The organism is Vibrio sp. AIC-3 (assembly GCF_013114515.1).
GTDB lineage: Bacteria > Pseudomonadota > Gammaproteobacteria > Enterobacterales > Vibrionaceae > Vibrio > Vibrio crassostreae_C.
This window is the reverse complement of record NZ_VTXG01000003.1, coordinates 44,714-58,285: the sequence shown is the minus strand read 5'-3', so window position 1 is coordinate 58,285 and position 13,572 is coordinate 44,714. Positions and strand designations below refer to the sequence as shown.

The window sequence follows — 13,572 nt, the reverse complement described above, 5'->3', positions numbered from 1 at the left end:
TTGGTATTTATTGTGATTAAAATAGTTCAAAAAATTAAAAATAAGTGGAGAAGTATTTCCTTAGGATTTGAAAATAGTTCTAAATTGATATCTTTGGAAAGTAGATTTTTGCAAAATGCAATGTCTAATGTTGACTCATTGATAACTGATAAAAATTATACTTCAAGTGACTTGATTGTAAGTTTGACAACTTACGATAAGAGAATTCATGATGTACATTTGGTTATTGAGTCATTAGGTTATCAAACGAATAAACCAAACAAAATCGTGTTATGGCTCGATGAGGATGAGTTTACTCTAAGTACAATCCCCATTCTATTAAAGAGACAAATGTCTAGAGGGTTAGAAATTAGATTTTGTAAAAACATTCGATCATACAAAAAAATAGTTCCTTCGTTATCGGTATTTCCGGATGATATTTTAATAACCGTTGATGATGACATACTTTATCCTCACGACTTTGTCGAGCAAATGATCGCGGGATATAGGGAAAATAGTAGTGCAATTATAGCTCAAAGAGCACATCGTCCTAAAATATGTGATGATAGACTACGGCCATATAAATATTGGGACTTTGAAGTATCTCATAATAATAAGGGGCTTTTTTTTACATCCGGTGCCGGTACATTATTTCCGCCCAAAAGCTTACATTCGGATGTTACTGATTCAGCTTTGTTTTCTAAATTGTGTCCTTATGCTGATGATGTTTGGTTGAACATCATGGCATTTAGAAATGGTATAGAAATACATAAGGTCTCTGATGATAGGGATTATTCATCTAGGTTTACTGTAATACAGAGAAGTCAAGATATTGCTTTGGAAAAAATAAATGTTGAAATGAATAAAAATGATGAACAGTTAGAAAATATACTTGATTACTATAATATAAATAAAGAATATATAAAATATTTGATTAGTTGAGTAGCCATGATTATCCCATACTTGTTTATAACTCAGTTGATAATAATATTTTCTTTTGTAAGAAAAAATGTGTTTGATTACGCGATTTTCTTTGTTCTAATGATATTTTTCTGTACTACTTATTTTAACGGAAGTGACTGGAGAATATATGAACTTTTATATAATGATGAAAGCTTGTTTAATAGCTATCAGCATTGGGGGATAGGGACAGAGTTAGTATTTTCTACGTTTAGGATTTTTGGGTTTAATTTTCATGAGATGTTGATACTTGTTAAGTTTTTTGTTTTCTCAGTATGCTTTTGGTATGCGAATAAATACTCGAAAACTCCTGTTTTTACATTCTCTATATTCTTAATGCTGAGTGGTTATGGCATCTTTATTGACAATCCATTTCGACAAATGCTTGCGATTCCATTCTTTCTTATTTCGAACATATTTATAATCAGAAGAAGTTTTCTTGGCTTTGCGTTATGCTTATGGTTAGGTTCATTCTTACATACTAGTATACTACTTTTTTTGCCTATCTATTTCTTAAGTATGATAAGGTTGAATAATAAATATCTAATATTTTTAATAATTACATCATACTTGATGTCATTGTCAGATAGTATATTGTATACAGTTGTTGATTCTTTAGGGAAATTTGTACCAATTATCTCATTTTATGCTCGTCATTACCTAGAAGGTGAAGGGCGTTTTTTTAATATATCGACATTAATTTATCTTTCAGTCGTTTTTATTGTGTATTATAAGTCTGATAAGGTGAATTTTTCTTCAATCTCGAGAGAGTCATCTACATCAGATAATTTAAACACTATCTATTTTTTCTTATATGTTCTTTGCGTGATTCTTTCAATGAGAATTCCTGATATTCTCAGGTTTACATATTATTTTGGTCTTCCATTTGCAGTATTCGTTTCTACTAGAGTTTCTTTTTCAATTTCAAGGAAAATATACGTATTAATTGTTTGTTCAGTGCTATCGATAAATTTGATTTTGTCTGAGTATAAGTATGTGCCTTATACTAACTATATTTATAGTAGAATTTTTGATCAGCTAAAAGACTATAACTACAGAAACTCTTACCACTACATATATCATCGTGATCTTTGAGAGAGGAAGTATGAAAATAAAAGTAAATAAATTGGCTGTTTTTGATCTTGATGGGACACTTTATGAAAATAATTCACATATGGAAGTCCTTAATTTATTCTATAAAGATCGCTATCGAAGCTTAGGCTACAGGCTATTTGCATTTTTTTTACCAAAGTATTTTCAACGTCATATTGATGTTGCTTTTGAAAGAATTAGTACTAGCTTTATCGAGAAGGTTCAACATGAAGTTCGAAAAAGTGCTGTTGAGTTACTAAAAAAGCGAGTAGATGAAGGCTATTATCCTCTTATCATCTCAAATGCACCCGTAGTTCTTGTTAAAATAGCAGCAGGTAAATTTGGTATAGACTATAGGAGAGCAGATATAGGAAATAAATCCATGTTTTTGAAAGAGTTTGATTATGAAGAACTCTTTGTATGTACAGACAATTCTACTGATTTAGATATATTAGCTCTTGCTGACTATTCTGTAGTGTATACAGATCGGAAACGAAAGAAAATTTTTTCAGATTTAAATAATGTTACATTCTTGGAGTCATGAGCGTGAGTTTTATATCCTTCCCATTCATATATAGTTTTTATACTAGAATAAAACATCTAAAAACAGTACTTTCATTTTTTGTAACCTTTCTTCTTCCTGTCTTTTTGCTTTCTTTATATGCAAGCAACTATGAGCTAAGTAACTTGGAGTTCTTAGCTTCTTTTTTGATATTATTTTTAGTATATGAGATAGGGTATTTGTTCAATGACTGCCATACAACGTTATATGAAGATAATCCAACGTACAGAATGCCTAGAAATGAGTTTGACTCTTTGTGTCAACGGTATCCGTTACACATTGCATTGAGATTGGTGATAATTTTTTGGTTGTTCTTTTTCATTGGTGAACATATATCATGTGTGAAGTTTATACTATCACTTATACTTTTAAACCTTATTTATTGTTTGCATAATTACTATAGAGATGAGAGAAATATATTTACTATTTTCTTTTTGATGATTTTTAAGTATCTATCAATTCCCATGGCGGCTATTGGTGTTAATGGAAATGTTTTTGTTTTATTGTCTTTTATCACTCTAGTTCCTTTAATTAGAGCTTTGTTATTTACAGTTCATCCAAGGATTAATATTGATTGGTTTGAAAATATTGATATTAATGTGTTTAGATTTAAATACTACTCTTTTTTGAGTGTTTTGTTTTTCTTTGTTTCTATTTTTAGAAATGAATTTTTTGTCATATTATTGATTTCCTTTTTATTCGGGATTTTTTATTTATCATCTGTTGTTTTGAGTCATTTTCATGAAAAGTAAAAGAAAAGTATTATATTTAACTACGGTTGATAAAAAAACTGATCCCGGCGTTTTTAATAAAATTGGTTACCAGGTTTCCTCATTCGAACGTCTAGGTTTTGAAGTTGTCTTAGGTTATTTTGATGGGAAGTATTATATCTTTGATAATGAGATTCTTTATAAGAAGAAACACGGGATTTTACAACCTTTTTATGATAGATTTTTCTTTCCGAAAGCTATATCGGAGAAAGCTTCGTCGTTGGAATTCGATGTTTATTATATTAGGAAACCATTCATAAGTTATCCTTTTGTAAATTTTATTTCTAAACTGAAAAAATCTCGAGTAGTATTGGAAATACCTACTTACCCGTATAAAAAAGAACTCTCTGGTTTTGTCCGTAAGCTACTTTATATGTATGAAAGAGCGTGTGCTAGTTTATTAAAAGGGAAATTGGATTTCATTACTTTTTACGGGGATGAGCTTTCCACTATATGGGGTATTCGCGCGCTTAGGCTAGAGAACGGTATCTGCGTTAATAGTGTAAAAAAAGTAATCCCTTCAGTTAGAAATGAGAACGGAATAAATATTATTAACCTTATAGCAGTTGGTAATTTATCGAAATGGCATGGATATGAAAGATTAATTGAGGGTGTTGCCACGTTAAAATCAGAGCATAGAAAGCGTATAAGAGTGGATATTGTAGGGGAAGGCGCTGTTTATCAAGAATTAAAAGTTTTGGCTCATGACCTAGATGTTGAAGGCATCGTAACTTTCCATGGTTTTAAAGGAGGAAAGGAGCTTGATGATATTTATTCAAGAGCTGACTTAGGTATCGGAAGTTTAGGGATGTATAAACTAGGGTTGCTCAAAGGTAGTACATTGAAGGCTCGAGAATTTACAGCTCGAGGGATTCCATTTATTTTGGGGTATGATGACTTGGCGTTTCCATTAGATACGGACTTTGTTAAGTATGTACCAAATAATTCCACGCCTTTAGATATTGAGTCGATTATCTACTGGTATGATAATAAAGAATTTAACCGAAACTCAATAAGAGCCTATGCCTGTGAAAAATTAACTTGGGATCAACAGATGAAGCGTATAGTAATTGAATTGGAAAATACAGGTAATTATAAATATGATTGATTTTCATAATAAGTCTTTGCTGATAACTGGTGGTACAGGATCATTTGGCAATGCTGTTCTAGAACGTTTTTTAAATACCGACATTAAAGAAATAAGAATTTTTTCTCGTGATGAAAAAAAGCAAGATGATATGAGAAAAAAATATAATAATTCCAAGCTTAGATTCTATATTGGTGATGTGCGTGACTACCAAAGTGTGAATAACGCGATGCGGGGGGTGGATTATATTTACCACGCAGCAGCACTTAAGCAAGTACCTTCTTGTGAGTTTTACCCGTTGGAAGCGGTCAAAACTAACGTACTAGGCACGGAGAATGTCCTAGAAGCCGCCATTCAAAATGATGTCGAGCGTGTGGTTTGTTTGAGCACAGATAAAGCCGTTTATCCAATTAATGCGATGGGCATTTCTAAGGCAATGATGGAAAAAGTGATCGTCGCGAAGAGCCGTAATCTCGAGCATACTAATACGACTATCTGCGCAACGCGCTACGGCAATGTGATGGCTTCGCGTGGCTCTGTGATTCCCCTTTTCCTTCGTCAAGTATTCAGTAATGAGCCAATCACTATTACTGACCCAAGCATGACTCGTTTTATGATGACGCTTGATGACGCAGTAGACCTAGTGCTTCATGCCTTTGAGTATGGTTCAAATGGTGACATTTTCGTACAAAAAGCACCTGCTGCGACTATTGAAACTTTAGTCGATGCGTTATTAAAGATAGCAGAGAAACCAGAGCATACTGTTAATGTGATTGGCACTCGTCATGGTGAAAAGTTGTTTGAAGCATTATGTAGTCGCGAAGAAATGTTCGTAGCCCAAGATCAAGGTAACTACTATCGCATTCCTTCTGATAACCGAGACTTGAATTACTCGAAGTTCAATGAAGAGGGCGAGAAAGACCTGTCTGCGGTTGAAGATTATAATTCTCACAATACCGACCGTTTAGATACAGGCGGTATGGTTGACCTACTGCGTAAACTGAGTTTCATTCGAGATATTGAAGCTGGCAGTACTGTAGTTCCAGAGGGCGTATAAATGAACATTATAGTCACTGGTGCTCAAGGTTTTATTGGTAAAAACCTATGTGTGATGTTATCGGAGAAAGGGTATGACTCTGTTGTACAGCTAGACCGTGATACGTCTGAAGAAGCGATTAAAGTTGCGCTATCGAATGCTGATTTCGTCTTTCACCTTGCGGGCATTAACCGTCCAAAAGACGACTCCGAATTCACCACAGGGAATGCGGATCTCACTGAATTTGTGGTGAATGAACTCAAAGCCAACGGTCGCAACACGCCGATTATGCTGAGCTCTTCTATTCAAGCTAGCCTAGATAACGCCTATGGCACTAGTAAAGCGCAAGCTGAGGCTTTAGTTTCAGACTACGGCGACGATACGGGCGCAGATACATTCATTTATCGCTTTCCCAACGTGTTTGGTAAATGGTGCAGACCCAACTACAACTCATTTGTAGCGACTTTTTGTCACAACATCGTAAACGATATTGACATCAACATTCACGACCCAAGTGCGCCTGTGACATTGGTGTACATTGATGACGTGTGTCAGGCGTTGATGACACTGCTTGAGGGCGGTGTGGAGAGTGGCTTTAAACAAGTGCCGGTGGAATACAATACGACGGTGGGTGAAATTGCTGCTCTTCTTAACGCATTCAAAGAGAGTCGCGACAATCTAATCACTGAGCACGTCGGTACTGGGTTAACTCGCGCACTATACTCTACCTACCTGAGTTATTTTGAGCCGTCTAAATTCCACTATACCCTCCCGAAATACGGCGACGAGCGTGGTGTATTCTGTGAGATGCTTAAGACGAAAGAGTCGGGTCAATTCTCATTCTTTACTGCTCACAAAGGCATAACACGTGGTGGTCATTATCACCACTCTAAGAATGAGAAATTCTTGGTCATCAAAGGTGAAGCATTGTTTAAATTTGAACATGTCATTACAGGTGAGTGCTATGAGCTTACGGTGAATTCTGATGAGGCAACCGTAGTAGAAACTGTACCAGGCTGGAGTCATGATGTTACTAACATCGGTGAAGAAGAGCTGATTGTTATGCTATGGGCGAATGAGATATTCGACAGAGACGCGCCCGACACAATTGCAAAACCGCTGTAGTAAAACTAAGAGAACAATAATGAAAAAATTAAAAATTATGTCGGTGGTAGGTACCCGTCCCGAGATTATTCGACTATCGCGAGTATTGGCTAAACTCGATGAGCATTGTGAGCATATTTTGGTGCATACAGGCCAAAATTATGACTTTGAGCTCAATGAAGTATTCTTCAATGATTTAGGAGTTCGTAAACCTGACTACTTCCTTAATGCGGCGGGTAAGAATGCAGCGCAGACCATTGGTCAGGTGATTATGAAAGTAGACGAAGTGTTAGAAGAAGTACAACCTAATGCGATGCTTGTACTTGGTGATACGAATTCTTGTATTTCTGCAATTCCAGCCAAGCGTCGTAAAGTACCTATTTTTCATATGGAAGCGGGTAACCGTTGTTTTGACCAGCGTGTACCGGAAGAGACCAACCGTAAGATTGTTGACCATACTGCTGATATAAACCTGACCTACAGTACTATTGCGCGTGACTACTTGATTGCCGAAGGCTTGCCAGCAGACCGTGTGATTAAGACAGGCAGTCCAATGTTCGAGGTGCTGAATCACTATATGCCTCAAATTGACGGCTCGGATGTGCTTTCTCGTTTAGGTCTAGAAAAAGGCCAATTCTTTGTGGTGAGTACTCACCGTGAAGAGAATGTAGATTCACCTAAGCAACTGCTAAAATTGGCCGAGATCCTTAACACTGTGGCAGAACACTACGACTTGCCAGTTATTGTATCAACACACCCACGTACGCGTAATCGTATTGAAGCACAAGGGTTGGAATTTCATCCGAATATTCAATTGTTGAAACCACTTGGCTTCCATGACTACAATCATTTGCAGAAAAATGCAAAAGCAGTGCTGTCTGACAGTGGCACCATCAATGAGGAGTCCTCTATCATGAACTTCCCTGCGTTGAACTTGCGTGAAGCGCACGAACGTCCAGAAGGAATGGAAGAGGCGTTTGTAATGATGGTGGGGCTTGAAGTTGAGCGTGTTTTACAAGGTTTGGCGATACTGGAGTCGCAACCGAGTGGCGATGAGCGTTTGCTGAGAGAAGTGTATGACTATTCGATGCCAAATGTGTCGGATAAAGTAGTTCGTATCGTTCATTCTTATACTGATTATGTTAAGCGTGTTGTCTGGAAAGAGTACTAATGAGACTAGCGTTAATCATTGACGATTATTTGCCCCACAGTACGCGAGTTGGGGCAAAAATGATGCATGAACTTGCTTTAGAGTTAATAGAGCAAGGGCATGAAGTCACGGCTATTACACCTCATTTTGATAAAGATAAGCCAATGCTTATTGAAGACAGGTTTGATGGTGTTACAGTTTGGCGCTTTCTTTCTGGGCAAATTAAGGATGTACCGAAGGTTAAACGAGCGATCAATGAAACGTTACTTTCCCATAGAGCTTGGAGCGCAATTCAAACTAAGGTAGATAGGAATACATTTGATGGGGTTGTTTACTATTCCCCATCAATCTTCTTTGGATCATTAGTCTCAAAAATAAAGAAACGTTGTCAGTGCAATAGCTATCTCGTATTGCGTGATTTCTTTCCTCAATGGGCGATTGACTCAGGGTTGATGAAAGAAGGCTCTCTAGTTGAACGCTACTTTAGATTTTTTGAATCAACCTCATACCATCAAGCAGACACAATTGGTGTTATGTCGGAAAAAAATCTAGAGATATTTAACTTTAATACTGCAAAGCAATATCCCACTACAATTCTACGAAACTGGGCGAATTTGTCACCTCACGATCTCTCGGATAAAGCAAGTAGTTTGAGAGAGCGACTAGGATTGAGCGATGAGGTCATTTATTTTTATGGTGGCAACATCGGCCACGCTCAAGATATGTCGAACTTGATGCGCCTAGCTAAAAGTATGCAATGCTTCGATAAAGCGCACTTTCTTTTTCTAGGACAGGGTGATGAAGTTAAGTTAGTTAATGACTTAATGAAAGAGTGGGATTTAGCAAATTGCTCTTACCTACCTTCTGTTTCTCAAGATGAATTCAAAGATATTCTAGCTCAAGTCGATGTTGGACTCTTTTCTTTATCTGCCCAGCACAGTGCTCATAATTTCCCTGGCAAGCTACTAGGGTATATGGTTCAGTCATTGCCCATCTTAGGTAGTGTGAATAAAGGGAACGACTTAATGGATTTAGTGAATGCAAATCATTCCGGGTTGATTAGTGTTAATGGCGACGATGATGTTTTCTTTGAAAATGCGAGCAAACTACAAAGTGATGCAGAGTTAAGAAAGAGTATCGGAGATTCAGGCTATCAGTTACTGAAGAAAGAATTTGCAGTAGGGAATATAGCGCGTTCAATCGTTGAGTCGTTGAGTCGTTGAGTCTTTCCCAATAGTCTCACCTATTAGAGAGGATCCTTTGTGATCCTCTTTTTCATTATAAAAACCATAACTTAGTCTGATGAGTGTCTCAGTGCTGAGACGGAATTGAGACAGTTTTACTTCAAGCTTGATCCTTCCCAATAGGTGGAGATCTTGGTTTATTTGTAAAAAGCGCAATAAAAATACTATTTAATAACAAACCCCAAGGCTTAAACCAATGTCACTGTTTGAATACTTTGTCGAACTTTCTCTGTTCTTCTTCCTTTCTTTGGCGGTGTTGTACTGCATGCGCAAAGTGGGCTACGCCATTGGCTTAGTTGATAAACCCAACGCTAGAAAACATCATGAGGGTGTGGTCCCTTTGGTGGGCGGTATTTCCCTTTGTATTACCTTGTTGTACTTCTTCTACGTGAGTGCGTCAGAAATCAATAACATAGAGGTAATCGCCACGTGCTTAACGATACTGGTGCTGATCGGTGTGGCAGATGACCGCTTCGATATCAGTTTTAAACTTCGTATGGGCGTGCAAGCAATCTTAACGCTCATCGTAATGCATTATACCGGGCTAACGCTTTCTCATGTTGGTAATGCGTTTGGGTTTGGTGTTTGGGACTTTCCGGTTGCCATCGATTATGTTGTTACCATATTAGCTGTGATCGGTGCAATTAACGCTTTTAACATGGTTGATGGTATTGACGGGCTATTGGGTGGTTTAAGCATAGTGGTGTTTGCCTCGTTAGGTGTGCTGTTCTATGCCCATGGCCTTGAGTTTTATACCTTCTTTATGGCAGTGATGGTGGTTATCTTACTTCCCTTCGTGCTGTTTAATTTGGGGTATTTTGGCAAACTACGTAAAGTGTTTATGGGCGATGCCGGTAGCATGATGATCGGCTTTCTCGTGATCTGGATTTTAATCCGAGGAACACAGCCTGAACACGGCCACTATACGATTCGTCCGGTGACGGCATTGTGGTTAATTGCGGTGCCTTTGATTGATATGATGGCCATTATGATCCGTCGTATTCGAAAAGGGCACTCTCCGTTCCAACCTGACCGCGAGCATTTTCACCACATTATGCAGCGTATCGGCTTTACCCCTCGTGAGTCGTTAGTGGTGATCTGTTTGGTGCAGTTGCTGTACTCAACGTTGGGGTTATTGGGCGAATACTTCCAAGTGCCAGAATACATCATGTTCTACACCATTGTGGCGTGTTTCTTATGCCACACTTACGCGATGACGCACTCATTTAAAATGGCCAAGATAGTAAGAAAGTGGAAGAAGCCCGCTGCAAAATAACTTAATAGCCAGCACCTAATCACTTAAATAACTCGGTGAAACGACGATGATTCGCCTGCTATTTGATCTCGGGTGAATCAGGGCTAGAAAGCACTAGCCCTTGTTATCGCTATCCTATCGGTATCGTTAGTCTTGCCACTGCCAAGGCTGCTGCCTGTACTGATATCGGTTGAGCTGAAACGACACCGGTTTCTTAATGGTCGTATAGCTGTAACACTGCCTGTTATGCGGCTTATCGATAATGACGGTCTTCTCGCCATAACAAATATCACTGCGTGGATCTTGGCAATGTTCATATAAAGCAAAAGATAACGTTTGGCACCATTGAAGGTGTTTTTCCCACACTATTGACCTATCCAAATGCCCATCTGTTTGTTTAAGTGCGTAATAGTACTTCGCTAAAGTCAGCCCAGGGGACTGAGCGTGTAATCGAACATCGTGAAACATAACCATGCCTGAGGTCATCATACTGTCGGCGTACTTATCGAGTACCGATTGCAACGCTGGATCTTCCATAAAACGCTCATAACATTGCTTGGCTATCGCTTCTAAACGGTGTTGTTCGCTCAATGAACTTAACGCCATTTCTTGTTTGTTGCCGATGAGTGTATAAACCGAAGGCAGTTCAGAGCCTAATGCAAAGGCGCACAGTTGATCATTATCGGTTAGGTTTTGATGGAAGTATTGAGCGCGGTTAAAGGTCAGTATCATCATGCTGCGCCTCCTAACATCATGTCATTGAACGCCAGTCCATCTTGACCAGAAGCGTTCGCCACGTACGGGGCGTAGACCTCAAACAGCAATTTGGTGTCGCTGTGCCCGAGTTTGTGTGAGATATAGATCGGATTTTCATGCGCGGCAATGTGCAGTACCGCAGCCGTATGGCGTGTCTCGTAGGCGCGGCGAGGTTTAAGACCGGCCTTTTTCAATGTGGGGTGCCATATCTTTCGGCTAACGTAATGGGTATCAAGACCACGCCCACTTTTTGAGGCAAACACAAATGAGCTGCACTCATCTCTCTTTTCCCACTGACGTTTTAACGCCGCGAACAAGGTGTCGCACATCTGCAAATCACGACGTGACTTCGGCGTCTTCACATCACAAATCTCTCCATTCACATAATTTTGTCTCACGCGAATCAAGCGATGGTCAAAATCAATGTGCTCCCAATACAGGCCATGCACTTCACAACTTCGCATACCCGTCCAAAATCGCAGTAAAAAATAATCATGCCATTGCTCATCACAGCATTCTAAGAAAGTACGGACTTCATCCATGGTCAGTGGTTTCGAATCCGCTTTTTCCTCTTTCAGGGATTTGTAGCGTCGAAATGGGTAATCAAAATGATGCTCTTCGGCGGCGAGGCTCAGAATGGCAATCAGCGGCCATAAAATATTATTGATGCGCTTGTTGGTGAGTTGTCGCTCGCCATTGGCCTTACGAGCTTCTTGCAGGGTCTGACGAAAAAATTCCACTTGAGAGAGCGACACTTCAGAGACTAAGGTATTGCCAAAGTGCGGAATGAGGTAGTGTTCAAGGGTGTTCTTCACCACGCCTTTATAACTGGCTTTCCAGTTGCTTTTCTGACGCTCATACCACTGATTCGCAAAGTCATTGAAAAAAGGATACAGGTGGTCGGGGTACTTCTCGCGCTGTAAGCGTTCAAACAAGGCCACTTTTTTACTGTGTGGAAAGTAATCACGGTATTGAAAGGAGCCAAGGTCAATCTCGGCGTTCATTTGTTTGAGTGTGGCTTGAGCAAGCCTGACATTTTTTGGGGTGGCCATTTGCTGGGTACCTTCGCGAAAGCGTTGGCCGTACAAATGAAGATCGAACTGAATGCGCCCATTAGGACGGATGCGAAGATGAGCCATAGCGGCCTCCATTGATATCAGATCTTAAATAGATCTGTCCCTCACCAATGGAATTCGCTAGAATCGAGCCATCGGCTGGGTCTGCTTAAACGTGTCGCAGCCGGTACGGGGTAGGGAGGTTGCCGCCTTCCTATCCCAACTGCATATTGTGTGTGGCGGTGTGACGCAAGGTCATCATCTGCCAACGTATTTCACGGTATCTTCCAAATCCTAAAGCGTGTCTTCACGCCCATTTCTTCCGATAGCCTATAAAACGTTCAATATTGACTCTAGTAGTTTACTGGATCGATGTCCAGTGCTTTGGTGGTTTTTTCATCAAAAATGACGGCTCATTGGTGCGCCGCTGATGTGTCATCAAACCCAAACATGTCAGCCGGTTCTCCGTCTTCGTCTATTTTTTCTTGACGTTTTTTTGGTCCTGAGTACGGTTTGGTGGCAAATTTCGCTGTGCGGTGGGCTCGGCTAAAAAGCTTGATGTTCAAGAACGGTAAAAGTATGCATAGTTGATAGGTTGTGTATCTATTGACTATACGGTTTGTGGTGATATGCTTGTATACGTGATAGATATACACAGGTAATTATTATGGCTACCAAATCAGCCCCGATCAATATGCGAGTATTTCCTTCCGTCCGTGATGTTATTGATGCAGCGGCAAGCCTACAGAAAGTGGATAGAACCGTATTCATTCAACAAGCCGCTTTGAATGAAGCTCAAAAAGTACTGGCAGATCAGAAAGATTTTAGATTAGAACAAGCGGCATTTGATGCTTTTGAAAAAGCGTTTGATGAACCACCTAAAATTCTTGAGGGTGTTCAAGATTTATTCCAAAGGAAGTCGCCTTGGGATTGATTAAACCTCGCTTACTTACAGGCAGTGATCTCATCAATTCCTTTTGTTGTGGTGTTGAATCTCTCGATCTGTGGCTTAAGAAACAAGCGCTAAAAAGTCAAAACCGTGGTAGTGCGAAAACTTATGTCGTCATTGATTCAGAAAGAAACGTGGTAGTGGGTTACTACGCTATCGCAATGGGGTCGGTATCAAGAGATATCGCTTTTAGTGCTTTAAAACGCAATAGCCCCGATCCAATACCAATGGTTGTATTGGCGAGACTTGCCGTTGATTTGAAATATCAAGGTAAACATATCGCTGTTGGTTTGCTCAAAGATTGTATTTTGCGCTCTATGGCAGCAATGGAAGTGGTCGGCGGGGCAAGTATATTAGTTCATGCTTTAGACGATGAAGCTCAGTCCTTCTATACAAAATTTGGCTTTAAAGAATCGAGTATAGATAGGTTGGTGCTGATGGCAAGAATCAGCGATTTAACCCAATCACTCCAGGCCCCCTGAGTATAAACGTGAAAGTCGAGTAGCGCTATCGAGGACAGCGTTGAGGCGCTCTCTAGCGCCCCGGAAAAGGCTTGCTGGTTTATTGAACAGT

The 13,572-nt window shown here is 39.5% G+C and carries 13 protein-coding genes; 11 read left to right on the top strand and 2 right to left on the bottom strand.

Going from position 1 to position 13,572, the window contains the following annotated elements; all coding sequences use genetic code 11:
* Positions 1-12: 12 nt before the first annotated feature.
* From F0229_RS03485 to wecA, 9 genes are all read left to right on the top strand, one after another.
* Positions 13-921, top strand: coding sequence for a glycosyl transferase (locus F0229_RS03485; protein WP_171732241.1), 909 nt, complete (start codon positions 13-15; stop codon positions 919-921).
* A gap of 6 nt (positions 922-927) precedes the next feature.
* Complete coding sequence (locus F0229_RS22030; protein WP_367613534.1) at positions 928-2,034, top strand: EpsG family protein; 1,107 nt, start codon at positions 928-930, stop codon at positions 2,032-2,034.
* A gap of 10 nt (positions 2,035-2,044) precedes the next feature.
* On the top strand, positions 2,045-2,575 hold the full coding sequence (locus F0229_RS03475) for a haloacid dehalogenase-like hydrolase (protein ID WP_102427686.1): 531 nt from the start codon (positions 2,045-2,047) through the stop codon (positions 2,573-2,575).
* Positions 2,576-3,334: 759 nt separating this feature from the next.
* Positions 3,335-4,471, top strand: a complete 1,137-nt coding sequence (locus F0229_RS03470) for a glycosyltransferase (RefSeq protein WP_171732239.1) — start codon at positions 3,335-3,337, stop codon at positions 4,469-4,471.
* Positions 4,464-5,507 carry a polysaccharide biosynthesis protein gene (locus tag F0229_RS03465; RefSeq protein WP_171732238.1) on the top strand — a complete coding sequence of 348 codons (1,044 nt, stop codon included), beginning with the start codon at positions 4,464-4,466 and terminating at the stop codon, positions 5,505-5,507. The genes F0229_RS03470 and F0229_RS03465 overlap by 8 nt, the downstream gene beginning before the upstream one ends.
* Positions 5,508-6,611: a capsular polysaccharide biosynthesis protein CapF gene (locus tag F0229_RS03460; protein ID WP_171732237.1), complete on the top strand. Its 1,104-nt coding sequence runs from the start codon at positions 5,508-5,510 to the stop codon at positions 6,609-6,611.
* Between the two features lie 19 nt (positions 6,612-6,630).
* Positions 6,631-7,761, top strand: a complete 1,131-nt coding sequence (gene wecB / locus F0229_RS03455) for a non-hydrolyzing UDP-N-acetylglucosamine 2-epimerase (RefSeq protein ID WP_171732236.1) — start codon at positions 6,631-6,633, stop codon at positions 7,759-7,761.
* On the top strand, positions 7,761-8,963 hold the full coding sequence (locus tag F0229_RS03450) for a glycosyltransferase family 4 protein (protein ID WP_171732235.1): 1,203 nt from the start codon (positions 7,761-7,763) through the stop codon (positions 8,961-8,963). The genes wecB and F0229_RS03450 overlap by 1 nt, the downstream gene beginning before the upstream one ends.
* 217 nt (positions 8,964-9,180) lie before the next feature.
* Positions 9,181-10,260 (top strand): UDP-N-acetylglucosamine--undecaprenyl-phosphate N-acetylglucosaminephosphotransferase, encoded by a 1,080-nt coding sequence (gene wecA / locus F0229_RS03445; RefSeq protein ID WP_171732234.1) that lies wholly within the window; start codon positions 9,181-9,183, stop codon positions 10,258-10,260.
* Between the two features lie 126 nt (positions 10,261-10,386).
* Here the strand turns inward: wecA and F0229_RS03440 are convergent, their stop codons facing one another.
* The gene (locus F0229_RS03440; protein WP_136975782.1) at positions 10,387-10,974 is read right to left on the bottom strand and encodes a hypothetical protein; all 588 of its coding nucleotides are present in this window, start codon (positions 10,972-10,974) and stop codon (positions 10,387-10,389) included.
* Positions 10,971-12,134 (bottom strand): site-specific integrase, encoded by a 1,164-nt coding sequence (locus F0229_RS03435; RefSeq protein ID WP_171732233.1) that lies wholly within the window; start codon positions 12,132-12,134, stop codon positions 10,971-10,973. Before F0229_RS03435 ends, F0229_RS03440 begins: the two co-directional genes overlap by 4 nt.
* 583 nt (positions 12,135-12,717) lie before the next feature.
* Between F0229_RS03435 and F0229_RS03430 the strand changes: the two genes are divergently transcribed.
* Together F0229_RS03430 and F0229_RS03425 are read left to right on the top strand one after the other, a co-directional pair.
* Positions 12,718-12,984: a DUF1778 domain-containing protein gene (locus F0229_RS03430; RefSeq protein ID WP_017067984.1), complete on the top strand. Its 267-nt coding sequence runs from the start codon at positions 12,718-12,720 to the stop codon at positions 12,982-12,984.
* Positions 12,975-13,481: a GNAT family N-acetyltransferase gene (locus F0229_RS03425; protein ID WP_017071689.1), complete on the top strand. Its 507-nt coding sequence runs from the start codon at positions 12,975-12,977 to the stop codon at positions 13,479-13,481. The genes F0229_RS03430 and F0229_RS03425 overlap by 10 nt, the downstream gene beginning before the upstream one ends.
* Positions 13,482-13,572: the final 91 nt, after the last annotated feature.

Bases quoted from the DNA above. Each gene is read 5' to 3' on its own strand.
- F0229_RS22030 (WP_367613534.1), top strand. From the start codon at position 928: ATGATTATCCCATACTTGTTTATAACTCAGTTGATAATAATATTTTCT.
- F0229_RS03475 (WP_102427686.1), top strand. From the start codon at position 2,045: ATGAAAATAAAAGTAAATAAATTGGCTGTTTTTGATCTTGATGGGACA.
- F0229_RS03470 (WP_171732239.1), top strand. From the start codon at position 3,335: ATGAAAAGTAAAAGAAAAGTATTATATTTAACTACGGTTGATAAAAAA.
- F0229_RS03465 (WP_171732238.1), top strand. From the start codon at position 4,464: ATGATTGATTTTCATAATAAGTCTTTGCTGATAACTGGTGGTACAGGA.
- F0229_RS03460 (WP_171732237.1), top strand. From the start codon at position 5,508: ATGAACATTATAGTCACTGGTGCTCAAGGTTTTATTGGTAAAAACCTA.
- wecB (WP_171732236.1), top strand. From the start codon at position 6,631: ATGAAAAAATTAAAAATTATGTCGGTGGTAGGTACCCGTCCCGAGATT.
- F0229_RS03450 (WP_171732235.1), top strand. From the start codon at position 7,761: ATGAGACTAGCGTTAATCATTGACGATTATTTGCCCCACAGTACGCGA.
- wecA (WP_171732234.1), top strand. From the start codon at position 9,181: ATGTCACTGTTTGAATACTTTGTCGAACTTTCTCTGTTCTTCTTCCTT.
- F0229_RS03440 (WP_136975782.1), bottom strand. From the start codon at position 10,974: ATGATGATACTGACCTTTAACCGCGCTCAATACTTCCATCAAAACCTA.
- F0229_RS03435 (WP_171732233.1), bottom strand. From the start codon at position 12,134: ATGGCTCATCTTCGCATCCGTCCTAATGGGCGCATTCAGTTCGATCTT.
- F0229_RS03430 (WP_017067984.1), top strand. From the start codon at position 12,718: ATGGCTACCAAATCAGCCCCGATCAATATGCGAGTATTTCCTTCCGTC.